Origin of the sequence: Swingsia samuiensis, from assembly GCF_006542355.1 — a bacterium.
Classification (GTDB): domain Bacteria; phylum Pseudomonadota; class Alphaproteobacteria; order Acetobacterales; family Acetobacteraceae; genus Gluconobacter; species Gluconobacter samuiensis.
In genome coordinates this window covers 64,804-87,609 of record NZ_CP038141.1, presented here as the reverse complement: position 1 = coordinate 87,609, position 22,806 = coordinate 64,804, and the positions used below count along the sequence as shown (strand labels likewise).

General features: G+C 45.7%; 20 protein-coding genes. 12 read left to right on the top strand and 8 right to left on the bottom strand.

Features of this window, described 5'->3' with window-relative positions:
• The first annotated feature begins 15 nt into the window (after window positions 1-15).
• The 4 genes from dnaE (at window position 16) to recO (ending at window position 6,250) form a co-directional block, all read left to right on the top strand.
• A complete protein-coding gene (gene dnaE, locus E3D00_RS00390; RefSeq protein WP_141458923.1) occupies window positions 16-3,438 on the top strand; it encodes a DNA polymerase III subunit alpha in 3,423 nt (1,140 codons plus the stop codon).
• Window positions 3,439-3,592: 154 nt separating this feature from the next.
• Window positions 3,593-4,384 (top strand): 30S ribosomal protein S2, encoded by a 792-nt coding sequence (rpsB, locus tag E3D00_RS00385; RefSeq protein ID WP_141458920.1) that lies wholly within the window; start codon window positions 3,593-3,595, stop codon window positions 4,382-4,384.
• A gap of 96 nt (window positions 4,385-4,480) precedes the next feature.
• Window positions 4,481-5,389: a translation elongation factor Ts gene (tsf, locus tag E3D00_RS00380; protein ID WP_141458918.1), complete on the top strand. Its 909-nt coding sequence runs from the start codon at window positions 4,481-4,483 to the stop codon at window positions 5,387-5,389.
• A 102-nt stretch (window positions 5,390-5,491) separates the two neighbouring features.
• Window positions 5,492-6,250: a DNA repair protein RecO gene (gene recO / locus E3D00_RS00375; RefSeq protein WP_141458916.1), complete on the top strand. Its 759-nt coding sequence runs from the start codon at window positions 5,492-5,494 to the stop codon at window positions 6,248-6,250.
• Here recO and E3D00_RS00370 read toward each other — a convergent pair.
• Window positions 6,242-6,718 (bottom strand): hypothetical protein, encoded by a 477-nt coding sequence (locus E3D00_RS00370; protein ID WP_141458914.1) that lies wholly within the window; start codon window positions 6,716-6,718, stop codon window positions 6,242-6,244. The two genes, recO and E3D00_RS00370, sit on opposite strands and share 9 nt — an antisense overlap.
• Between E3D00_RS00370 and parC the strand changes: the two genes are divergently transcribed.
• Complete coding sequence (gene parC / locus E3D00_RS00365; protein WP_141458912.1) at window positions 6,695-8,902, top strand: DNA topoisomerase IV subunit A; 2,208 nt, start codon at window positions 6,695-6,697, stop codon at window positions 8,900-8,902. The two genes, E3D00_RS00370 and parC, sit on opposite strands and share 24 nt — an antisense overlap.
• Here parC and E3D00_RS00360 read toward each other — a convergent pair.
• On the bottom strand, window positions 8,899-9,621 hold the full coding sequence (locus E3D00_RS00360; protein WP_141458910.1) for an arginyltransferase: 723 nt from the start codon (window positions 9,619-9,621) through the stop codon (window positions 8,899-8,901). The two genes, parC and E3D00_RS00360, sit on opposite strands and share 4 nt — an antisense overlap.
• Before the next feature lie 116 nt (window positions 9,622-9,737).
• Between E3D00_RS00360 and cls the strand changes: the two genes are divergently transcribed.
• Entirely contained in the window at window positions 9,738-11,147 is a 1,410-nt protein-coding gene (gene cls, locus E3D00_RS00355) for a cardiolipin synthase (protein WP_342777671.1), read from the top strand.
• A 7-nt stretch (window positions 11,148-11,154) separates the two neighbouring features.
• Here cls and E3D00_RS00350 read toward each other — a convergent pair whose 3' ends face one another.
• Together E3D00_RS00350 and E3D00_RS00345 are read right to left on the bottom strand one after the other, a co-directional pair.
• The gene (locus E3D00_RS00350; RefSeq protein WP_141458906.1) at window positions 11,155-11,787 is read right to left on the bottom strand and encodes an endonuclease/exonuclease/phosphatase family protein; all 633 of its coding nucleotides are present in this window, start codon (window positions 11,785-11,787) and stop codon (window positions 11,155-11,157) included.
• Window positions 11,787-12,860 (bottom strand): AI-2E family transporter, encoded by a 1,074-nt coding sequence (locus E3D00_RS00345; RefSeq protein WP_141458904.1) that lies wholly within the window; start codon window positions 12,858-12,860, stop codon window positions 11,787-11,789. Before E3D00_RS00345 ends, E3D00_RS00350 begins: the two co-directional genes overlap by 1 nt.
• 106 nt (window positions 12,861-12,966) lie before the next feature.
• Here E3D00_RS00345 and E3D00_RS00340 point away from each other — a divergent pair, with 106 nt between their 5' ends.
• Window positions 12,967-13,806, top strand: coding sequence for a sulfurtransferase (locus tag E3D00_RS00340; protein WP_141458902.1), 840 nt, complete (start codon window positions 12,967-12,969; stop codon window positions 13,804-13,806).
• 2 nt (window positions 13,807-13,808) lie between these two features.
• A complete protein-coding gene (gene metC, locus E3D00_RS00335) occupies window positions 13,809-15,029 on the top strand; it encodes a cystathionine beta-lyase (RefSeq protein ID WP_141458900.1) in 1,221 nt (406 codons plus the stop codon).
• Here the strand turns inward: metC and E3D00_RS00330 are convergent.
• From E3D00_RS00330 to E3D00_RS00320, 3 genes are all read right to left on the bottom strand, one after another.
• Entirely contained in the window at window positions 15,024-16,538 is a 1,515-nt protein-coding gene (locus E3D00_RS00330; protein WP_141458898.1) for a YifB family Mg chelatase-like AAA ATPase, read from the bottom strand. The two genes, metC and E3D00_RS00330, sit on opposite strands and share 6 nt — an antisense overlap.
• Before the next feature lie 35 nt (window positions 16,539-16,573).
• The gene (gene serA / locus E3D00_RS00325; RefSeq protein ID WP_141462309.1) at window positions 16,574-17,821 is read right to left on the bottom strand and encodes a phosphoglycerate dehydrogenase; all 1,248 of its coding nucleotides are present in this window, start codon (window positions 17,819-17,821) and stop codon (window positions 16,574-16,576) included.
• 98 nt (window positions 17,822-17,919) lie between these two features.
• Window positions 17,920-18,717: an inositol monophosphatase family protein gene (locus E3D00_RS00320; protein ID WP_141458896.1), complete on the bottom strand. Its 798-nt coding sequence runs from the start codon at window positions 18,715-18,717 to the stop codon at window positions 17,920-17,922.
• An 87-nt stretch (window positions 18,718-18,804) separates the two neighbouring features.
• Here E3D00_RS00320 and E3D00_RS00315 point away from each other — a divergent pair, with 87 nt between their 5' ends.
• Genes E3D00_RS00315 through smpB form a run of 4 tightly spaced genes read left to right on the top strand, consistent with a single transcriptional unit; the run spans window position 18,805 to window position 21,818 of the window.
• The gene (locus E3D00_RS00315; RefSeq protein ID WP_141458894.1) at window positions 18,805-19,539 is read left to right on the top strand and encodes a 3-deoxy-manno-octulosonate cytidylyltransferase; all 735 of its coding nucleotides are present in this window, start codon (window positions 18,805-18,807) and stop codon (window positions 19,537-19,539) included.
• The gene (locus tag E3D00_RS00310; RefSeq protein WP_141458891.1) at window positions 19,530-20,360 is read left to right on the top strand and encodes a prephenate dehydratase; all 831 of its coding nucleotides are present in this window, start codon (window positions 19,530-19,532) and stop codon (window positions 20,358-20,360) included. Before E3D00_RS00315 ends, E3D00_RS00310 begins: the two co-directional genes overlap by 10 nt.
• 60 nt (window positions 20,361-20,420) lie before the next feature.
• Window positions 20,421-21,314, top strand: a complete 894-nt coding sequence (gene dapA, locus E3D00_RS00305; RefSeq protein ID WP_141458889.1) for a 4-hydroxy-tetrahydrodipicolinate synthase — start codon at window positions 20,421-20,423, stop codon at window positions 21,312-21,314.
• Between the two features lie 9 nt (window positions 21,315-21,323).
• Window positions 21,324-21,818, top strand: a complete 495-nt coding sequence (smpB, locus tag E3D00_RS00300) for an SsrA-binding protein SmpB (RefSeq protein ID WP_141458887.1) — start codon at window positions 21,324-21,326, stop codon at window positions 21,816-21,818.
• 64 nt (window positions 21,819-21,882) lie between these two features.
• Here the strand turns inward: smpB and E3D00_RS10665 are convergent, their stop codons facing one another.
• Window positions 21,883-22,569 (bottom strand): cold-shock protein, encoded by a 687-nt coding sequence (locus E3D00_RS10665; RefSeq protein ID WP_281279649.1) that lies wholly within the window; start codon window positions 22,567-22,569, stop codon window positions 21,883-21,885.
• Between the last annotated feature and the right edge of the window lie 237 nt (window positions 22,570-22,806).

Sequence of the window (22,806 nt, the reverse complement as noted above, 5' to 3'; positions counted from 1 at the left end):
TGCTATAATCAGGATATGTCTCATGCCGATTTTATTCATCTCCGTAACCATTCCGCTTACTCCTTGAGCCAAGGGGCTATTCGCATCCCTGATCTTGTTGCCCTTGCAGCAAAAAATAAGATGCCTGCGGTGGCATTGACGGATAGTGGTAATTTATTTGGGGCTTTAGAGTTTTCTCTTTTATGTCGAAGCGGTGGTATCCAGCCTATTGTTGGGTGTCAGCTTGCCCTTCCTGCACGAAATACAAAACCCGGCGCTCCATCAGAACCATTGGTGGTTTTGGCCCGGAATGAAGTGGGCTTAGCCAATCTTCAGATTTTATCATCATATGGCTTTTTGAATGGAGATCCGGCAGATCCTACTGTAGCGGTTGATGTTTTATGTCAGCATTCAGAGGGTTTGTTTTTATTAACTGGTGGCAATCGAGGGCCAATTAATCGCTTAATTTATGAAGAGCAAAAATTAGAAGCGGAAGAACTCTTAAAACAATTAGCTAAGGCGTTCCCAGGAAATATTGCCGTCGAATTGAATCGTTTTGGTGATAGTGGCGAGCAAGAAGTTGAATCGATCCTCATTCCTTTAGCGGATAAGCTGGATATTCCTCTTGTGGCTACCAATGAATGTTTCTTCCCCAAACCTGACATGCATGAAGCTCATGATGCTTTGATTTGTATTGCTCAGGGTAAGACCATGGCAGAGGCAGATCGGTGGCATGTATCGCCGCAGGCGTGGTTTAAAACACCTCAGGAAATGAGGGAGTTATTCCATGATTTACCTGAGGCGTGCGACAATACGATTATAATCGCTCAGAAATGTGCGATTGCGGCTAACACGCGCAAACCTCTTTTACCCATATGTCCAAAAGTGCGTGAGGGGGCGACAGAGGAAGAAACCTTACGTGCGATGGCGTGGGAGGGGCTTGAAAAAAGATTAGAGACTATTGGCGCGGATGACGAGAAGAGAACTCTTTACTCTGAGCGATTAAAAACCGAACTTGATATTATTGTCGGGATGGGATTTCCCGGATATTTCTTAATCGTTGCAGATTTTATTCAATGGGCAAAAGCGCATGATATTCCTGTCGGGCCAGGGCGAGGCTCTGGTGCAGGTTCCTTGGTGGCATATGCGCTAACGATTACAGATATTGATCCTATTCCGTTTGGGTTGTTGTTCGAGCGTTTTTTGAATCCTGAACGTGTTTCTATGCCGGATTTCGATATCGATTTCTGTCAGGATCGACGGGATGAAGTCATTCGATATGTGCGTCAGGAATATGGTGGCAATCGTGTTGCGCAAATTATAACATTTGGAAAACTTCAAGCAAAAGCAGCGGTTCGAGACGTAGGGCGTGTGCTTGGTCTGCCTTATGGGATGGTGAACAGGGTTGCTGAACTTATTCCGAACAATCCGGCTAAACCCGTTTCTCTTGGACAAGCGATTGAAGGTGAGACGCGCCTTCAGGAAATGCGTGATAGTGATGAATCTATTCGGCGGTTGCTCGAAATTGCCCTGCAATTGGAGGGATTATATCGGCATGCTTCAACCCATGCAGCCGGTGTAGTGATTGGCGATAGAGAGTTGGTCGAACTGGTGCCGCTGTATCGTGATCCTAAAAGCGATATGTTGGTAACCCAATATAACATGAAGTTTGTTGAGCAGGCAGGCTTGGTAAAGTTTGACTTCCTTGGTTTGACAACGCTTACAATCTTAAAAAGAGGGCTCGATTTCTTAAAAGAACAGGGCATTGAAGTTGATATTTCAATGATCCCGTTAGACGATAAACGCACTTTTGACATGCTTGCACGTGGCGATACGGCTGGTGTCTTCCAGTTCGAAGGTGCGGGCATGCGAGATATGCTGAAGCAAATGGCGGCCAGTCGGTTGGAAGATTTGATCGCAGGCGTTTCTCTCTATCGTCCGGGGCCGATGGCCAATATTCCTGATTATTGTCGGCGTAAACATGGAGAGCCTTGGGAGCCACCACACGAAGAAATTCGTGAAATTTTGGAAGAAACCTATGGCATCATGGTTTACCAAGAGCAGGTGATGCAAATTGCTCAAAAGATGGCGGGGTATAGCCTTGGGGGGGCAGATTTATTACGCCGTGCAATGGGTAAAAAGATCGCATCTGAGATGGAAAAGCAGCGTGCAATCTTCACAGAAGGGGCGATTAACCGAGGGATACCCGAGCAAAAAGCGATTGAGGTTTTTGACCTCATGGCACGCTTTGCCGATTATGGATTTAATAAATCCCATGCGGCAGCATACGCTTTGGTCTCTTATCAAACCGCTTGGATGAAAGCGAATTATCCTGTTGCTTTCTTGGCAGGGTGTATGTCTCTCGCGCGTGAAAAAACGGATAAGCTTGCTGCGTTATGTCAAGAAGCGCGCCGTATGAAGATTCCGCTTTTACCGGTTGATATTAACCGCTCTATGACTGATTTTTCGATTGAACAGTTGGAAGATGGGCAGCAGGGTATTCGGTATGCTCTTTCTGCAATTAAGCGTGTTGGAGCAGCAGCGATGGATCGGATTGTTGCGGCGCGTGGGGATCGTCCCTTTGTGGATTTGACTGATTTTGCGGAACGGTGTGATCCTAAAAGCCTTAATAAAATTCAAATTGAGAGCCTTGCGAAGGCAGGTGCTTTTGATAGCGTTCTAAAAGAGAGGCACGTCGTTTTTGCAAGTGCAGATATTATTTTGCGTCGAGCGCAAGCGCGTGCTCAAGAGCAGAATATGGGGCAGACCGGTCTGTTCGGTGGAACTGGTCAAGAGCGTGAAATTTTAAGATTGAATGAAGGTAAGCCGTGGCCTGATTTTGAGCGTTTATCTTTGGAAGCTTCGGCCATTGGGTTTCATATGAGTGCTCATCCACTTGATGGGTATCGGCCTGTTTTGCGTCGTTTGGGTGTTACGCCGTCAAATGCTTTGGAAAATGTGGCAAAGCTTGGAACAACACGCGTGAAAATAGCCGGGTGTGTTGTTGATAAGAAGGAACGCCCGACAAAAACCGGTAAAAAAATGGCATGGGTCACTTTGTCAGACAGTGGCGGAAGCTGTGAAGTAACGTTGTTTTCAGAAACGTTACTGATGTGCCGTGATTTGCTCGTTACGGGACAAGCTCTTCTCGTAACGGCAGAGTTGAAGTTGGATGGGGATGCGCTGCGTATTACGGCTCAGTCCGTCACAGATTTAGAGAGTGCAGCAGCTGCTGAAAGATCAGAAATTAGGGTATGGCTAAATGAAGAACGTGCTCTTCATGATTTGACAGCCATGCTAGGTGAAGTGCGTGGAGGTCATGGCAAAGTAATACTCGTTCCAGTTTTGGAAGAAATGCGGAATGTTGAAGTGGTCTTGCCGGGACGGTACCGGGCTACTCCCCGGTTAGCAGAACAAATTCGAACGGTTCGTGGTGTAGAAAAAGCGGAGCAATGGTAGTTTCTATCTCTTGCTATTTCTTCTTAAATGCGGCATAGAAGCCCGGCTTAATTTTCAAAATTAGGCAATCCGCACGCATGATTTCAGGTTTTCTGGTGTTCTGAATAAGGACGATGTCATGCGGAGGTTTAACCAGACGTAAGGAATTCGAATCATGGCAATGCCTGATTTCACAATGCGCCAGCTGCTTGAAGCTGGTGTTCACTTTGGTCACCATACACGCCGTTGGAACCCTGCAATGGCACCGTTCTTGTTCGGTGTCCGTAATCAGGTTCACATCATTGACCTTCAGCAAACTGTTCCAATGTTGGATCGTGCGCTGAAAGTTGTACGTGACACTGTTGCTGGTGGTGGCCGTGTTCTTTTCGTAGGAACAAAGCGCGCTGCGGCAGAGCATATTGCAGAAGCAGCTCAACGTTGCGGTCAGTATTATGTTAACCATCGCTGGCTCGGTGGAATGCTGACAAACTGGAAGACAATCACCGGTTCAATTAAGCGTTTGCGTCAAATTGATGAGATGCTTGCTGGTGATACAACAGGCCTAACCAAGAAAGAAATTCTTGATATCACGCGTGACCGTGAAAAGCTTGAACGCTCTCTTGGTGGTATCAAGGAAATGGGTGGCCTTCCTGACCTCATTTTCGTAATCGATACCAACAAAGAAAAGCTTGCTGTTGAAGAAGCAAACAAGCTTGGCATTCCTGTTATCGGCGTTTTGGATAGTAACTCTAACCCAGCAGGCGTTACATACCCTGTTCCAGGTAACGATGATGCTATTCGTGCAATTACACTATACTGTGACTTGGTTGCAGGTGCTGTTCTTGACGGTATCTCTGCTGAGCTTGCAGCATCTGGACATGATATCGGGGCAGAAGAAGAACTGCCAGCAGAAACAGCTGTTCTTGAAGCGGCCGCTGCTGAAGGTGCTGAACAAGCTTCTGCATAACACTGGGATGCGTTTTAGGTATCACAGTTGTTGAAGTATGGCATGCGGTCGAGTGTTAAACGCTCGGCCGCATGATTTTTTCGAGGGATGAAGAGAATGGCAGAGATTACAGCAGCTTTAGTTCGTGAATTGCGTGAAAAAACCGGCGCAGGCATGATGGATTGCAAAAAAGCGCTAACAGAAGCAAATGGTGACATGGAAGCCGCCATTGACTGGTTGCGTAAAAAAGGTCTGTCACAGGCTGCTAAAAAATCTGGCCGTACAACAGCTGAAGGTCTCGTCGGTGTTGCTTCTGAAAAGAACCGCGCCGCTATGGTTGAAGTTAATGCTGAAACAGACTTCGTAGGCCGTAACGAAGCGTTCCAAGCTTTTGTTGAACAGGTTGCACACGCTGCTTTAAAAACAGGTGATGATCTAGAAGCGATTAAAGCTGCAACACTTCCTTCTGGCCGTACCGTTGCAGATGAACTTACGCATCTGATTGCAACAATTGGTGAGAATATGAGCTTGCGCCGTGCGAAAGTTCTATCTGTTCCATCAGGTGTTGTTGCAAGCTATGTGCACGGCGCTTTGCGTCCTGGTATTGGTAAGATTGGTGTTTTAGCGGCTTTGGAAGCTCCATCTGAATCAGAAGCCATTGTAACACTTGGCCGTCAGATTGGTATGCATGTTGCTGCAACGCGTCCTGCATCTCTTGATGTTGCGAGTGTTGATAATGAGTCTCTTGAGCGTGAACGTTCTGTTCTTGTTGAGCAGGCTCGTGCATCTGGTAAGCCTGAAGCCATTATTGATAAGATGGTAGATGGTCGTATCCGCAAGTTCTATGAAGAAGTTGTTCTTCTGGAGCAGGTTTGGGTGCACGATGGTGAAAGTCGCGTTTCTAAAATTGTTAAGGATGCTGGTGCAAAGCTGGTTGCTTTTGAACGCTTCCATCTCGGTGAAGGCATTGAGAAAGAAGAGAATGACTTTGCTGCAGAAGTTGCGGCAGCAGCAGGTTCAAAATAATTATTCAGCATTGAAATTGGCATAATTGCGAGTTGAAATGTGATGAAAAGCTCTTGCACTTTAAGGTGCAGGAGCTTTTTTCGTTATGAGGCTGTTATCATTATGGTGGAATGGGAAGAGGCGGCGTTAATTGTTTCTGTTCAGCCTTATGGTGAAGGGAGCGCTTTAGTTCACTTGTTTAGTGAGCAGCATGGAATCTCGCATGGAATGGTACGCGGTGGGCGTTCTCGTCGGCAAAGCTTTCTTTGGCAAGTAGGTAATCTTGTTATGGCGAGGTATCGCGCGCGATTAGCAGAGAATTTAGGAAGTATTATAGCAGAGCCTATTCAAAGTGTAGGAAATCGCTTGTTAGATTTCCCATTATCTTTAGCCATTGTGACGAGTGCTTGTGCTTTGGTGGATGGAGCTTTGCCGCAAGGGGAAGCGCATCCAGAGCTATTTATGCGTTTGGTTCGATTATTAATGCTCATTAGTCTAGAGCCTCATATGCCAAGTGTTACACCTTACCTTCTTTGGGAAAAAGAGTTGTTGGCTGAATTGGGGTATGGGCTTGATTTAAGTGTTTGTGCAGTGACAGGGCATAGAGAGAATTTGAAGTTTGTCTCTCCCAAAACGGGCCGAGCTGTTAGCGAAGAAGGTGCAGGAGAGTGGCGTGATCGTCTTTTGCCTTTGCCTTCATTCTTTTTAAATACGGCTGAAGATGGCTCCCCTGAAGAGTGGCTTCAGGGGATGAATTTGACAGGGCATTTCTTTTCCCGTTGGGTTTTCGGAGTAAGACATTTGCCACTGCCTTTTGCGCGCGAAAGATTGTTAAATCGTGTTCATGGGCTTGTTGAGAATGGTCCGGATGTTTCAGTATGAGGCTCGTAAAGAGCCGGGGAAAAGTCCGCTAACAACATCAGGGTTTGCCGTCCAGTTCCAAACGCTCCAATCCCATCCTGGATGTTGGTTATTTTCAGCGAACATCGTTTGCTTATCAACATATGCCTTGGGGTGTTTTTTTATATATAAATTATAGGCTTGTGGGCTTCCCATATAGACACATCCACATGCGATTGGGTCAGAATAAAGCATGATTTTTTGTGTCCCTTGCATACGATACGTGACTTTTTTTGCAGGTAGGAGGTTCATCATTTGCCAGCGGGCCGTCGTGTCCGCTGGGTGAGCGGTAAAACCATTTTCTGCTAATGTTTTCTCTTTGCGTAAAATAGCAGAATAAGGGGAGCAAGCTGTAAGATAAAAAAGAGAAAGACTGGACAGAACGACGCCGCAACGTCTAAATCTTTCGTAGATAAGGGGAGATTTATGGGCGTTGATCTGGCCGGCCATATTGAAGATACTAAACTCGCGGAAGCGTTGAGTGAACGGTACATTGCGTATGCAATGTCTACGATTATGGCGCGTTCTTTGCCTGATGTGCGTGATGGTCTTAAACCCGTGCATCGTCGTCTCCTTTATGCAATGCAGCAACTTCGCCTTGATCCCACATCTGGGTTTAAAAAGTGTGCACGTGTTGTGGGTGATGTGATTGGTAAGTTCCATCCACATGGTGATGCATCAGTGTATGAAGCACTGGTGCGTTTGGCGCAGGACTTTGCTGTTCGTTATCCGTTGATCGAAGGACAGGGTAATTTCGGATCAATTGACGGTGATGGTGCTGCAGCTATGCGGTATACAGAAAGTCGTCTAACCGAAGTTGCGCAGACACTTTTGGATGGAATTAACGATGATGGCGTTGATTTCCGTCCGACTTATGACAATGAAGATCATGAACCCGTTGTTTTGCCGGGAACCTTCCCAAATTTGTTAGCTAATGGGGCGGCAGGAATTGCCGTTGGAATGGCGACAAGCATTCCTCCTCATAATGCTGCTGAAATTTGTAATGCGGCAAAATTACTAATTGAGAATCCAGAAGCGACTGTTGCAGATTTAGTTGAACACATTCCCGGCCCGGATTTTCCGACAGGTGGGATTTTAGTAGAAGATCGGGATTCGATTATTCGTTCTTATGAAACGGGTAGAGGAAGCTTTCGGACGCGCGCCCGTTGGGAAAAGGAAGAAGGGCGTTTTGGGACGTGGTCTATTATCGTTACCGAAATTCCTTATCAGGTTCAGAAATCCAGATTAATTGAGCAAATTGCAGAACTGATGGAAAAGCGGGAACTTCCGCTTTTGGGCGATGTCCGCGATGAAAGTACGACGGATATTCGTCTGGTTTTAGAGCCAAAAAGCAAGACTACTGATCCAGAAGTGTTGATGGAAACCTTGTTTCGTAAAACGCCTTTGGAAAATCGTTTCAGCCTTAATATGAATGTGTTGGGTGGGGATCGTGTTCCGGGAGTACTTTCTTTAAAGGCTGTGATTCTTGCATGGTTGAATCACTTACATGAGGTTTTGATTCGACGGTTAAACCATCGTTTAGCAGCAGTTTTGCGACGACTGGAAATTCTTGACGGTTTTTTAGCGGTTTACCTCAATCTGGATGAAGTTATTCGGATTATTCGTGAGGAGGATGAGCCGAAAATAAGCCTCATGAAGACGTTCGAACTTACGGATTTACAGGCTGAGGCCGTTTTGAATATGCGTTTGCGTTCTCTGCGCCGCTTAGAAGAAATGGAAATTCGTAAAGAGCGTGATTCTTTGGCGAGTGAGCGTAAGTCTATAGAAACCCTCCTCGGATCAGAAAAACGTCGCTGGACGCGAATTGGAAAAGATCTGGATGCAACGATTAAGAAGTTTGGAAGCGGTGCATTAGGCAATAGAAGAACTCAAATAGCGAAGCCACCGAAAGCGGTTGATATTTCTGCAGCTTTTGAAGTGGAGAAAGAGCCACTCACCATTCTTCTATCCAGAGAAGGTTGGATTAGAGCCATGAAAGGCCATGGGCTGGATCCACAAGGGCATCGTTTCAAAGAGGGTGATGAAGCGGGGCTTTTCTCTGAGTGCCAAAGTGTTGACCGCTTGTGTCTGATTGCGAGTGGAGGAAAGGCCTTTACCATTAAAGCCGCTGATTTGCCGCGAGGAAGAGGTTTTGGCCAACCTGTGAGAACGTTGGTGGATATTCCTCAAGAAGAAAGGGTTGTGGCGTTATTCCCTGTGACAGAGGAAGGAAAACGGATTATCGCGTCTGAAAGTGGCCGAGGAATGATCGTTTCAGAAACGGGGATAGCCGCAGAGAAAAGAACGGGGAAGCAGGTTTTTAATCTGAAAGACGGCGAGAGTATTTTTGCATGTATTCCTGTCGAAGGAACGCATGTGCTTGCTTTAGGAAGTAATAAGCGGGCGCTTATTTTCCCGATGGAACAACTGCCTGAGATGTCACGTGGTTCTGGCGTGTCATTACAAAAATTAGGGGATAATACTTTACGTGTGTTACGCACGCTCACCTTGAAGGATGGCCTTATTTGGCAAGAAGGACAGCGTGTACGTTCTGCGGAAGATTTATCCGTGTTGGAAGGTCGTAGAGGAGCGGTAGGGCGTGCCGCTCCGCAATGGATGTTACGAAAAAATTAAACGGCTGTTTGGTATTCGAGCCAATGTCCGTTGCGAAATATTTCTGCTGGTTGGAAATTGGTTTTATAAGCCATTTTCTGACTGCCGGGGACGTAATATCCTAAATATAAATAGGATTTCTGCATGTGGATTGTTTGTTCGATTAACCACAGAATAGAATATGTTCCCCATGATTTACTTGGATTTTCTGGGTCGTAAAAAGTATAAACAGCCGATAGCCCATCTTCCATCACATCGACTAAACTGACACATATGAGGGTGTCATCTCCCTTGAGACGAAACTCTATAATAATGGTGTGGATGGGAGTATTTTCGATTAATGCTTTATATTCGTCCCAGAACATATCAGCCATATCACCATTTGCATGACGAATGTTCTGATAGCGTTGAAAAAGAGAAAATTGCTCTGTTGTTGCAAAAGGCGGGCATATTATTGCTTGAATATGGCGATCGTAATGCTTCCAAACTCTTTTCTGGCCACGAGATATTTTAAATAATCTGGCAGGAATACGAATGGGAATACATGCTTGACAGTTCGCACAAGCAGGAGCGTAAATAAGGGAATGACTCCTTCGGAAACCAGCTTGAGATAGACGGTCATAGAGTGCTGGAGCAGACGGCCTAGAAAGAACTGTAAGGATCTTACGTTCCATACGGTCCGGTAGGTAAGGGCAGGGAGAAGGGTCTGTTGTATAGAAGAGCTTGGGGCGATGTTGCATGCGATGCTCCTCCCGGCGAGTATAATAAAAGCCAAAGGTACTGTATTTTTTAAAAGGATGCATCTTTACTTTTCAGAAAAGAGTAAAGTTAACGTGTATGGACACAGGGCTTCATGATGTCTTGGGTTATTTTAAAAGAGTTTTTTGACATTGGGCGATGGGTTGTTCCTATCCCTGTAACTTTGCATGCCTTACGCCATAAAAGGAACACCGCAGCGTGTGCTGGTTGGATTGGCGTCTCGTGGATGTCCCCTTATATTGGTAGTGCTCTTTATTTAATGTTTGGGATTAATCGCGTTTATCGTCGTGCACGAAAAATGGCTGACCAACATACGTGGGAAGGGCGTGAATTACTGGTTAAATATCGTCAAGTGATCGAAGGCAATTTGGCTCCTTTGGCAAAAATGCTAGGTCGTTTGACAGAGCGCCCTTTAATGCGTGGAAATTCAGTGAAGGTTTTTCATGACGGGGATAATACTTATCCCATCATGATTGAAGCCATCCAGAATGCTCAGAGTTCTGTCGTTCTGTGCTCGTACATATTTCGGGATGATGTTGTTGGCGAAGATTTTGCAGAAGCTCTGATCAACGCCCATACGCGCGGGGTAGAGGTTCGTGTATTGGTGGATGGTATTGGGAGCGGGTATTTTCGGTGTCCTATACAGAGGAGGTTGCGTAAAAAAGGAGTGCCTTGTGCACGCTTTATGCACTCGATCTGGCCTTGGAAAATGCCATTTATTAACTTGCGGAACCATCGGAAAATTCTTGTTGTTGATGGTCGAGTGGGCTTCATGGGAGGCCTTAATATTGGCGCAGAAAATGTATTGAGCCTCAAAACGAAAATCCCCGTTGCAGATACACATTTTTTAGTAAAAGGGCCTGTCGTCCATCAGCTTGCTGTTGCGTTTGCTTGGGATTGGTCTTTTACGACTGGCGAAACTTTGAAAGGGACACCTTATTTGCCAGAACCTGGTCCGGTAGGTGATATCCCTATGCGAGTAGTGACATCCGGGCCTGATATGGATTTGGAAAAAATTGAATATGGAATGTTGCAGGCATTGACCTTAGCAAAAAAGAATATTCGATTTATGACACCTTATTTTTTGCCTGATGAGCGTTTTTCGTCTGTAATTAATCTTGCTGCTGCGCGAGGTGTGGTTATTGATATTGTTGTTCCTCAAAGAAGCAATCATAGAATTATTGATTACGCGCGGGATGCAAGCTTACGACCTTATTTAGATGCAGGATGCCGGATTTGGATGGCGGATCCACCTTTTAATCATTCAAAGTTGATGGTGGTGGATGATGAGTGGAGTTTCGTTGGAAGTACTAATTTGGATGTAAGGTCTTTACGTTTGAATTTTGAAGTCAATTTAGAGATGTATGATATAGGCTTGGCTACAGAACTAAGTAAATTCATAGATTCCCATAAAAAAAACCGACTAACACATCATGATATTGATCGGATACCTTTTGTTTTACAGGTGAGAAACGAGGTTTTTCGCCTTTTTATGCCATATCTATAAAGTATATTTATGGTGTGATGGTTAAAGAAACAGAAATAGGGCGATGATCTGAGCCAAATCGAGGTAAGGCGTGGGCTTCTAGCCGGTTAATCCCTCGTGTTAAACAACGATCTAAGCGTAAAGGAACGCGGTCTAACATACGGTGTGTTTTTTCGCGGGGGCCAACATCTTGAAAGCCGGGAAGAAGAACAGGGCCAACAAGATTAAAATCTCCCATAATCACGGCATTATAATGCATATTTTTGGTAATTGTACGCAATTGGCGGCGGTTCAGAATTTGTCCGTGTGAGAGATGAACATTGGCAAGAGAGAAGAGGCCAAAATCCAACACTTGAGCTGTACGTTTAACAATAATACCACGGGGTAGATGGCATAAAACTGGCGGTTTTGCAAAGGGGAAACGGCTCCAGCAAGCGGTTCCATGTGGTCGGCCGGGCAGAGGGATGCGATTATAATATCCACCAAGGCGAGATGGAAGATTATCGACTAGATCAAGCGCTTCCTGCATTAAAATAATATCAGGGTTTTCTGTCCGGATAACGGTTAAAATATCTTCTAAAGAAGCACCGTCCCATCGAAGAAGATTCCAGCTGATTATTCGAAAAGGTCGGTTAATAGCGATAGATGTCAGAAGATCCATTAGTGTTCATCCGGGGTGTAATCAGAAAGTCTTTTAGAAGGATGTGGGCTATGAGAAAACTCACTAGTGAGTGTGTATCCAACTGCTAGAAGAACTGGCCCTAAAAAGATACCAAGCCCTCCAAACGCAAGGACACCTCCAAGGACACCAATAACGGTGAGGAGATAAGGAAGTTGAGCCCCGCGGGAGATAAATGCCGGCCGGATGAGGTGATCGGCACCTGAAATAATAGTTATTCCATAAATAGCGAGAAAAAGGCCATATCCCACATGGTGTGTCATGCCCAACCAAAGAGCTGCGGGCACCCATACGAGTGGAGCTCCTATAGGAAAAACGGCAACAAAAGCAGCAATTCCCGCAAGTAAAACGGGTGCTGGAACGCCTGTAATGACTAAGCCTATTCCTGTCAGGATACCTTGGATAATGGCCGTTCCTAGCACACCATAGACGGTACCCCTAACCGTTCTTCCAATAACATTAATGAGGCGTGGGGCGGCTGTAGGCCCTGCAATGCGTGTGACAATGGTGGTCAGTGTCTGCCCTAAAGTATCTCCTTTTAGCCACAGGAAAAAAGCAATAAAGAGGGCCATTATAAAATCAAATAAGCCGCCTGCTAATTTTAGAAGTATGGTTAATGTTATTTGAGCGATTTGCCCAAAATAAGGACGTATCATCCCTGTGGCTGTACCCATATCATGGGTGATAAGACCCCACTCTTTAACAATATAAGAACCAATGAAAGGGAGATGAGTTAGCCAGGCAGGAGGCGGAGAAGCTGCGTCTGCTTTTATAAGGAAATTATTGATTGTGGTGATGATATCGGGAATATCATTAATGCCGGCTGTTGTAAGAACGGAGAAAGGAATTATAATTGTGATTGCACTGAGGCACATCATTCCAATGGCTGCGATTGTAGGACGAACATATAAGCGTAGACGATGATAAATGGGCCAACTTGTAAAGACGAGAATAGAGGCCCACAAAATGGCGGATAAGAAGGGCCACAGAATAATACCACAGCCGTAAGCAATTCCAATGAGCACAAAACCAAGAATAATGCGTTCTGTTGTCATGCAATTTAATTCTTTTAATTGAAAAGATTAAGGAATTGACCAGTATATCTATATGGTGAAGATAACCATATTTGGATCGACATAACCCTCTTACAGATGGTGTTTAATGAATAACTCACCACTTATTAATGCACAGACACTTTTGAATGTCGATACACCTTTCATTCCTTTGGATGCGAGTGTTGTTTTGCCCGGTCAAAAAGAAGACGTGGAAAATGTTTTTTTGCAGGAACATCTTCCAGGTGCTCGGCGCTTTGATATTGATATCTTCTCGGATCAGGAAAGCCTGCTTCCGCATACGGTACCAAGTGTGGCACGTTTTGCGCGTTTGATAGGGCTGTTGGGCGTTACAGAAAAAACACCCATTGTATTTTATGATGCGATTGGAAGCGTTGGTGCGTGTCGTGCATGGTGGCTAGCAAAACTATTTGGCCACGAGAAAGTAAAAATTCTTGATGGGGGGATGAAAGCTTGGAAAGAAGCTGGCGGCCCGATTGCAAGTGATCCTCCTGTTGCGGAGCATTTTGAAACATATCGACCAAGACCTGTTTATCGTTGGTTGGCAGGTACTGGGGATGTTGAGAAAGCCTCAAATAACACAGCAGATTATGTCATTATAGATGCTCGGAGCGCAGAGCGTTTTCAAGGAAAAGTGTCTGAGCCTAGAGCGGGCGTTCGGTCGGGGCATATCCCAAATTCTGTGAATATGCCTTGGATACAATTGATTGATGAAAATGGCTTTTTCCACCCGAGGCGGAAATTACAGGATTTATTGGAATCAATTATCGTAGAGCGCCATGTTATTGCCAGCTGTGGTTCTGGGTTGACGGCAGCAACGGTTCTCGTTGCTTTGGCGATTACCGGTTTTGGTGACGGTATGTTGTATGACGGTTCATGGTCAGAGTGGGGAGGCAATCCAGACCTTCCTATTGCTGTGGGGAAATAAAAATGAGCGCTGATAATTTAAACGTATCAAGAGAGAACGGTTGGGATCGCCTTGCAACTGCTCTTGTTCAGGGCGGGCGTGCCAATGTTGAAGCAAAAGGAACATTGGTGAATTTGCCGGTTACTCGGGGCTCGACTGTTTTATTTCCCTCTCTTGAAGAGATGAACCGTACAGATGGAAGAAGCCATAATCATGTCGCGGTTTACGGTGCGATGGGAACACCTATCCAGCACGAGTTAGAAAAATTATTATCGATTATTGAAGGTGGCACACATACACAGGTTGTTAATTCGGGATTAAGTGCATGTACAGTTCCTTTGCTCGCTTTTCTGAGCAGTGGAGATCATTTGCTGTTGCCTGATTCAGTTTATAGCCCTACGCGTCGTTTCGCAGATACCATGTTGCGTCGTATGGGGATTACGACAACATATTATCCTCCTATGGCCTCACGGGAAGAAATAAAAGAATTGATGCGTCCGGAGACACGTGTCGTTTTCGCGGAGAGCCCTGGTAGCCACACTTTTGAGGTGCAGGATGTGCCGATGTTAGTCGAGGTGGCTCATCAAAATGATGCATTACTAGTTTTAGATAATACGTGGGGGATTGGGGTTTTTCAGCCTTTTTCTAAAGGGGTGGATGTCTCTATTCAGGCTTTGACCAAATATCCGGGTGGGCATTCTGACGTTATCATTGGTTCGATAACAGTGAATGATGAAAAGCTATGGAAAACGTTGCGTGATGCTTCAATTCAACTAGGGCAATGCGCTGGGCCAGATGACTGCTGGTTAACTTTACGCGGTTTACGAACCATGGGAGTGCGTCTTAACCACCAATCTAAATCAGCTTTGGAAATTGCTCGATGGCTCAAAACGAGACCTGAAGTATCACGAGTATTACATCCTGCATTTAGCGATTGTCCGGGGCATGAATTTTGGAAGCGAGATTTTAGTGGCTCTTGTGGATTGTTTGGCGTTGAGCTGAAGCCAGAGATTAGTGTCTCATCAGCGGAGAAAATGATCAATCATTTAACCATGTTTGGTATTGGTGCCTCATGGGGAGGATATGAAAGCCTTGTATTGCCGACAACAGGGCATATTCGGCGCGTAACCGATGAAGGGCCTATTCAGGCAACGTTTCGTCTTCATATTGGCCTAGAAAAAGTTGATGATTTGAAGGCCGACCTTGCAAGGGGATTTGATTGCTTGAACGAGACGAAGCTATGAAATGCTGGATCGGTGGCGAAAGCTGATAGCCTCCGCAACATGGTGGCGCTGAATATTTTGTGCTCCATCGAGGTCTGCAATAGTACGTGAGACCCGCATTAGTCGGGTCATCCCCCGATTGGATAGGCGAATTTTTTCAGCGGCTTTAATTGTAAGAGAACGTGCATCATCATCCACTTCAAAAACATCAGGAGAGGCTTGAGCATTACAACAATTTTGCCGATTGAGTGCGAGAGTTCGCGCGGTTTCAACTCGAGCACGCACTGTCGCGCTATCTTCTCCTCGAGGCGCATAGCTCATTTCGTGAGCAGACAGCGCTTTTATTGAAACGTGAAGATCAATTCGATCTATCATAGGGCCAGATATTTTAGCTGTATAATCCTCTCCGCATCGAGGTGCTTTTCGGCAGAGTTTTTCTGCGTCACCTAAATACCCACATCGGCAGGGATTCATGGCAGCAATAAGCTGAAAGCGTGCAGGGTAGGTCGTATGGTGTGCGGCTCGAGCGAGTGAAATTGTACCGGTTTCGATCGGTTGTCGTAATGCTTCTAAGCTGGAGCGTGAAAACTCAGGAAGTTCATCTAAGAACAAGACACCATGATTAGCGAGGCTTACTTCACCAGGTTTTGCTTTTGCTCCTCCACCGACGAGTGCCGCTAAACTCGCGCTATGGTGTGGAGCGCGATAAGGAGGCCTTGTAATGAGATGTCCATTTTTGAGTATGCTGGACAGGCTATGAATGCGGCTGGTTTCTAAAATTTCGTGAGAGTTAAGGTCAGGTAAGATACTTGGGAGACGGCTGGCTAACATAGATTTTCCAGCCCCTGGGGGACCATTCATCAAAAGGGAATGGCCACCTGCTGCGGCAATTTCAAGTGCACGACGGCCTAATGCCATTCCTTTAATTTCGGATAAATCAGGACCATAATCTGATGAGAGAATAGGTGCTGTGTATTCAGAGCGCAGCACTTGTTCGCCTCGAAAATGCGCCAAAAGAATATTGAGCGATTGAGGCGCTAAAACATCATAGTTCGGGTTGCCCCACCGGGCTTCACTCCCTTGTGAGGAAGGACAAATAAGACCAAGCTCATTTTCAAAAGCAGTTAAAGAGGCCGAAAGAACGCCTCGAGTGGCATTAATATTTCCATCAAGCGATAATTCTCCAATAGCTGCATAGGGTGAAACAGTTTCAAATGGAATAATTCCCATCGCGACAAGAAGGGCTATGGCGATCGGTAAATCAAAATGAGCACCTTCTTTAGGTAAATCGGCTGGTACCAGATTGATAAGAATACGCTTTGGCGGAAGAGATAATCCCATGGAAAGCAGAGCAGCCCGAACGCGCTCTCGTGATTCACCAACAGATTTATCTGCAAGACCAACAATTTGGAAAGCGGGAAGACCCGTCGCAATTTGGACTTCTACGGTGACGGGAACAGCAATAATACCACAGAACGTAAAGCTCTGAATTCTGGATATAATGGGTTGGTGGGTGTTAAGGGATGCCATGCAGCATCCCTTACAAGTAATGAGTTACGAACGAGTTAACGCTGGTAGAGAAGGCGTGCGCGAAGCGTGCCGTCCAAAGAACGCAGTTGGTCTAATAATTGTTGATCAACTTCCGTGTTGGCCGATTCAGCTTCAACGACAACATAGCCAAGCTCTCCATCCGTTTGGAGGTACTGGGCGGTAATATTGCAGTTTTTAGAAGCAAAAATTTCGTTAATTTGCTGCATAATTCCCGGACGATTAGCGTGAACATGCATAAAGCGTGTGCCACGTGGGCGTTCGGGAAGTTGTACACTTGGGAAGTTCACCGCACCAATGGTTGAGCCAACATCGGAGTAGTCTACAAGTTTGCGAGCAACTTCAACACCGATACGCTCTTGTGCTTCAACGGTGGAACCACCAATGTGAGGTGTCAAAAGAACGTTGTCCAGACCTTGTAAAGGGGAAGAGAAACGTTCATTGCCGCTTTTGGGTTCAACAGGGAAAACGTCAATCCCAGCTCCCATGATGTGTCCATCTTTAATTGCTGCTGCCAGAGCATCCAGATCAACAACATTGCCACGTGCGTTGTTAATGAGAATAGAGTTGGGCTTCATGGCCCTAATCTCTTTTTCTCCAATAAGATTATTCGTCTCAGGCGTCTGGGGAACGTGGAGGGTTACGACGTCTGATTGTTCAAGTAGCTCCTGAAGGGTCGCAACGCCAATAGCATTTCCATGCGGCAATCTGGGCATGGTGTCATAATATAGAACACGCATTCCGAAAGCTTCAGCTAAGACAGAGAGTTGTGACCCAATTGAACCGTAGCCAACAATACCCAGTGTTTTTCCACGCACTTCCCATGAATTAACGGCAGATTTTTCCCATCCGCCTTGATGGCATGCTTCCGAGCGGGATGGAATGCGCCGCAGCAGCATAACAATTTCACCCATGACCAGTTCCGCCACAGAGCGTGTATTGCTGTATGGGGCATTAAAAACAGGGATGCCTTCCATACGCGCTGTTTCAAGGTCAACTTGATTGGTTCCAATACAGAAACAACCAACTGCCATTAAACGATCAGCAGATTCAAGGACATCTTGGGTGAGTTGAGTCCGACTGCGGATCCCAACCATGTGGACACCTTGAAGAGCTTCTTTAAGAGCGTCTCCTTCAAGGGCTCCTTTAAGACGTGTAACTTCAGCATAGCCCTGAGTATCAAGATACTCAATGGCACTGTCGTGGATGCCTTCAAGGAGGAGGATACGAATTTTGTTTTTGGGAAGTGAGAGATTCGCTTGCATATTTCCATCCCGGTTTTGAACCGGATGGCTCCGGTCTTCTATGGTGGTGTTAGTCATATTGGCTTGAAAGGTGCCTAAGAAAAGACTTAGCCTATCGTTTATCTCGCAGAAAGATGCTTAATAATTTCTGGCATCAATTGAGGGTTGCCTACAGCGAGTACGGTGCCGTCATTATTATTTAAATCAAGTGGCTCGCCTTGCCAATTTGTCATACGGCCTCCTGCGCCTTCAATGATTGGAACGAGAGCTGCCCAATCCCATGGTTTCATCGAGCTTTCGGCGATGATATCGATTTGACCCAGTGCGAGTAGACCATAAGCATAACAATCACCACCCCAAGAGGTACGACGGACTACTTTTTTGAGGTTGTTAAATCGGAGTAGCTCTTCGGGGGACATAATATCAGGAGATGTGCAGGATAATTCAGCATAGCTTAGGTCGAGGCTGGTGCGGGTACCAATATGCCCAGGAAGGACGTCTGAAATAAAGCGAGTGGGTTCATCTTTGACACCAATCCACCGCTCATTGGTAACGGGCTGATCAATAATTCCCAGAACGGGTTTTCCTTGGTGGAAAAGGGATATAAGTGAACCAAATGAAAGGCGCCCGGTTAGAAAAGCGCGTGTTCCATCAATAGGGTCAAGCACCCATTGCCACTCGCTTTCTGATCCAGACCTGCCACCTTCTTCACCCAGAATAGCATGCTCAGGGAATGCGTTTTCAATAATGGTACGCATTGCTTTTTCAGCAGCACGATCTGCAATTGTGACTGGGCTGTCGTCCATTTTGGCATCTGCTTGTAGGGGGGTGCGGAAATAAGGAGCAACGGTTCGGTGAGCGGCATCTGCGCACGCCTCAGCAATAGTAATTGCTTTTTCGAGAACTGATTTGTTCATATGCTTTTTACCTTTTTTAATGCTGTCAGACACCAATGATCAATGTATGAGTTGACGCTGCGCTGGGTGAGCGGCATCAGAGAAGCCATGCAACCGATTATAATCATTCCTTCCCGCTTAGCTTCCACGAGACTCCCACGCAAACCCCTTGCTCATATTGGTAGTCTGCCCATGATTGCCCATGTTGTAAAACGTGCGCAACAGGCTAACATTGGCAAAGTGGTGGTTGCGGCTGGAGACCAAGAGATTTTAGATGCCATCGAGGGGATGGATGGGGTCTTGGGAGTTTTAACCGAGTCGTCTTTACCCAGTGGCTCTGACCGTGTGTATGATGCACTTCAAAAGTTTGATCCATTGGAGAAATATGACGTTGTGATTAATCTCCAAGGTGATTTACCATTAATAAAACCGGATGATTTGCGTTCTGCTTTAAAGCCTCTAGAGGACCAAAACGTTGATATTGGAACGTTGGTGGCGCCGATTAAAGATGAACATGAAAAATCTGCACCTCAGGTTGTAAAAGTTGCGTGTGACTTCGGAGAAAAATCCGTTACGAGAGCGCTCTATTTTTCACGCTCTTTGATTCCGTGGGGAGAAGGGACGCATTGGCATCATGTCGGCGTATATGCTTGGCGCCGGGCTGCATTGAAGAAATTTATTTCTTTGCCACCATCTGGTCTAGAAAAACGTGAGAGTTTAGAGCAATTGAGGGCGCTTGAAGCGGGCATGAGTATTGGTTGTGCACAAATAGAGCATGCTCCATTAGGGGTAGATACTCCTGAAGACCTTGAGCGCGTAAGAGGAATGATAGAATGCCGGTAATTGCTTTTCAGGGGCGTCCTGGTGCGTATTCAGATCTGGCGTGTCGGCAGATACGCCCCGGATGGTCTACATTGCCGTGTTCCAGTTTTGCTGCTGCGATTGAAGCTGTGCATGATGGCGAGGCTGACGAGGGGTTGCTTGCGTGTGAAAACTCCCTTGCAGGTCGCGTTCCAGAAATACATGCTTTGTTACCCAATGCGAATTTACATATTATTGGAGAGCATTTTTTACGGGTTGAGCATTGTTTGCTGGGGATAAAAGGCGCGAAAGAATCTGATATAAAAAAAGTTCACACCCATCCGGTGGCAATGGGGCAAATTCGCAACTTAATTAAAGAGCTGGATTTAGAACCTGTTCCAGAGTTTGATACTGCTGGCGCTGCTGAAATGGTGGCTTCGTGGAACAGGAAAGAAAGCGCTGCGGTTGCATCATCCCTTGCTGGTGAGTTAAATGGGCTGGTGACATTAAGACAGAATGTTGAAGATGCAGCACATAATACGACACGCTTTTATGTTGTTGCGAAGAAAACCAGTTATCCAGATCCCACCCGGGAAGATATACTGACAACATTACTCATGCGTGTTGATAATCACCCCGGTGCACTGTATGCGGCCTTGGGAGTGTTTTCAAAGCATGACATAAATATGACTCGGCTTGAGAGTTATATGTTAAATGGTTCTTTTGCAGCAACGCAGTTTTTGATGGATGTCGAAGGACATCCAGAGCAATCGGCGTTATCTTCTGCTTTGGATGAATTGAAGCATGTGAGTGATGACCTAAAGGTTTTGGGGGCATATCCGCGCAGCCCTATACGCGTTTGATGTTTGTACAGAAAAAAGGTGGAGTATTATTACTCCTCGAAAACAAAGGTGAGTAAGGTAATGGCACAGCAGGGTACATATCAGGGGTCGTTAACAGCTTTAATTACACCGATGCATGAAGATGGTCGTGTTGATTTTGATGCTGCAACACGGCTCATTGAACATCAGATTGAAAATGGAACGACGGGTCTTATTCCTGCTGGAACAACTGGTGAAAGCCCAACGCTCTCTCACACGGAACATAATCAGATTGTGGAGCATTGTGTAAAAACAGCAAATGGCCGTGCTTTGGTTATGGCAGGAGCCGGCTCCAACAGCACATCTGAGGCCGTGGGTATGGCAAAGCACGCACATGCAGTCGGTGCAGATAGTGTTCTGGTTGTCGTTCCATATTACAATAAGCCAACACAAGAAGGTTTGTATCGCCACTTTATGACGGTGGCAGATGCTACACCATTGCCTCTTTATTTATATTGCATTCCTGGCCGTTCTATCGTTGATATCACACCTGAAACAATGGGGCGTTTAGCCAAGCATCCGAATATCGTTGGTACCAAGGATGCAACCGCCAATATGGCTCGTCCTATTGCTGTGAGACGGCATGTTAATAAAGAGTTTACGCAGCTTTCTGGAGACGATAATACAGTTCTGTCTTTCTTGGCTGCGGGTGGACATGGATGTATTGGTGTAACATCAAACGTCGTGCCTAAATTATCCTCTGATATGCATAAAGCATGGCAAGAAGGCCGTATTTCTGATGCGATTGCATTGCAGGATAAACTATCTCCACTACATGATGCTATGTTTATGGAAGCTAATCCTGGTCCCGTGAAATATGCGATGTCTCGGTTAGGTTTTTGTTCTCCAACGTTAAGACTTCCTTTGGTGGAACCACAAGAAGCAACGCGGACAGCGATTGATGCTGCACTGCGTTCTCTTGGTTTATTGGGTTAAATTTTTTCAATGGCTGCAAAGAAACAAAAAAGCGGAATGATTTCTCATGGGATCGCTGCTCAAAATCGAAAAGGTCGATTTAATTATACGATAATAGAAACAATAGAAGCTGGAATAGTTTTGAAGGGGCCGGAAGTAAAAAGCTTGCGTCTTGGCCGTGCAACTATTGCAGAAGCCTATGCAGGTGAGCGTGACGGAGAGATTTTTTTATACAACTCTTATATTCCAGAGTATCAAGGCGGCGTTTTATCACGCTTTGATACACGCGCTCCACGAAAGCTTTTGCTTCATAAAAAACAAGTTAATCATCTGTTAGGTGCCGTTGCTCGTGCAGGTGTTTCTCTTGTTCCGCTGGATATACATTTTAACAGTCGAGGTGTGGCGAAAGTTACGCTTGGCGTAGGCCAAGGGCGTAAAAAAGAAGACAAGCGTCACGCTATAGCTGAGCGAGATTGGCAACGAGATAAAGCTCGTTTACTTCGGAGTAAAGGTAAAGAATATTAAAAAAAACCGCTACACATTAATGTAGCGGTTTTTTAATATGAACAAGAGTATTGGAACTCTTGTCTTATGCGCTGATTTCAGCTGCTTCAGGACCTTTTTGTCCTTGAACAACTTTCACATGGATATTCTGACCTTCATCAAGTGTTTGAAGGTGAGAGCGCTCTAAAGCAGATGCATGAACGAAGATATCTTTTCCGCCATCTTCTGGTGTGATGAAACCAAAGCCTTTGGTCGCATTATACCATTTTACGATGCCGCGGATGTCTTCCGCTGTAGACATATCAGGTGCTGGGCGTCCTGGGCGTGCTGCTCCGCCAAATTTAGGCTGAGGAGCAAACTGTGCTCTTGGGCGAGGAGCTTCTGCTGTGCTTTCGTCAACGGACACAACTTCTGCAACTTGACGGCCTTTTGGACCTTGTCCAATACGAACAACCACGGTTGCACCAGGGTTTACGCCATTATAGCCTGCATTGCTAAGGGCATTAGCATGTAGGAATACGTCACCAGAGCCATCCGAAAGTTCAATAAAGCCGAAGCCTTTCTCTGTATTGAACCATTTTACGCGGGAACTGATTTCTGGTCCTGAAGCAGTTGCAAAGCTTCCGCCACCGCCGGTGCGACGAGGTGCGCTATTATAGCCACCACCAAATCCACCACGATCGCCATAGGACGGCTGGGACATAAAGTCCCCATCAAATCCGCCGCGGCGGGATGAGTTAAAGTTGCTGCGGTCGGTTCTGTTGTTTCTCAACGGTCTAAATCCCGAAAACTGGGGTCTCCAATGGGGGGAATACCCATTGTAACTTAATTCAAAAAAACGAGGTTAACATAGGATGTCTTCCTCAAAATAAAGCCTAACACGCTTTTTTCTTTTTCTGCCACAGTTAAAATAAAAAAAATGATTAAATGATGATAATTTAATATAGATCACTTGCACTTGAGGTGTTTGGGCTTAAAAGTAGAAACCTCGTAGTTGATAAAAATTGAG

Excerpts from the sequence above, each read along its gene's own strand:
- dnaE (WP_141458923.1), top strand. The coding sequence starts at position 16 with ATGTCTCATGCCGATTTTATTCATCTCCGTAACCATTCCGCTTACTCC.
- rpsB (WP_141458920.1), top strand. The coding sequence starts at position 3,593 with ATGGCAATGCCTGATTTCACAATGCGCCAGCTGCTTGAAGCTGGTGTT.
- tsf (WP_141458918.1), top strand. The coding sequence starts at position 4,481 with ATGGCAGAGATTACAGCAGCTTTAGTTCGTGAATTGCGTGAAAAAACC.
- recO (WP_141458916.1), top strand. The coding sequence starts at position 5,492 with ATGGTGGAATGGGAAGAGGCGGCGTTAATTGTTTCTGTTCAGCCTTAT.
- parC (WP_141458912.1), top strand. The coding sequence starts at position 6,695 with ATGGGCGTTGATCTGGCCGGCCATATTGAAGATACTAAACTCGCGGAA.
- E3D00_RS00370 (WP_141458914.1), bottom strand. The coding sequence starts at position 6,718 with ATGGCCGGCCAGATCAACGCCCATAAATCTCCCCTTATCTACGAAAGA.
- E3D00_RS00360 (WP_141458910.1), bottom strand. The coding sequence starts at position 9,621 with ATGCAACATCGCCCCAAGCTCTTCTATACAACAGACCCTTCTCCCTGC.
- cls (WP_342777671.1), top strand. The coding sequence starts at position 9,738 with ATGTCTTGGGTTATTTTAAAAGAGTTTTTTGACATTGGGCGATGGGTT.
- E3D00_RS00350 (WP_141458906.1), bottom strand. The coding sequence starts at position 11,787 with ATGGATCTTCTGACATCTATCGCTATTAACCGACCTTTTCGAATAATC.
- E3D00_RS00345 (WP_141458904.1), bottom strand. The coding sequence starts at position 12,860 with ATGACAACAGAACGCATTATTCTTGGTTTTGTGCTCATTGGAATTGCT.
- E3D00_RS00340 (WP_141458902.1), top strand. The coding sequence starts at position 12,967 with ATGAATAACTCACCACTTATTAATGCACAGACACTTTTGAATGTCGAT.
- metC (WP_141458900.1), top strand. The coding sequence starts at position 13,809 with ATGAGCGCTGATAATTTAAACGTATCAAGAGAGAACGGTTGGGATCGC.
- E3D00_RS00330 (WP_141458898.1), bottom strand. The coding sequence starts at position 16,538 with ATGGCATCCCTTAACACCCACCAACCCATTATATCCAGAATTCAGAGC.
- serA (WP_141462309.1), bottom strand. The coding sequence starts at position 17,821 with ATGCAAGCGAATCTCTCACTTCCCAAAAACAAAATTCGTATCCTCCTC.
- E3D00_RS00320 (WP_141458896.1), bottom strand. The coding sequence starts at position 18,717 with ATGAACAAATCAGTTCTCGAAAAAGCAATTACTATTGCTGAGGCGTGC.
- E3D00_RS00315 (WP_141458894.1), top strand. The coding sequence starts at position 18,805 with ATGCAACCGATTATAATCATTCCTTCCCGCTTAGCTTCCACGAGACTC.
- E3D00_RS00310 (WP_141458891.1), top strand. The coding sequence starts at position 19,530 with ATGCCGGTAATTGCTTTTCAGGGGCGTCCTGGTGCGTATTCAGATCTG.
- dapA (WP_141458889.1), top strand. The coding sequence starts at position 20,421 with ATGGCACAGCAGGGTACATATCAGGGGTCGTTAACAGCTTTAATTACA.
- smpB (WP_141458887.1), top strand. The coding sequence starts at position 21,324 with ATGGCTGCAAAGAAACAAAAAAGCGGAATGATTTCTCATGGGATCGCT.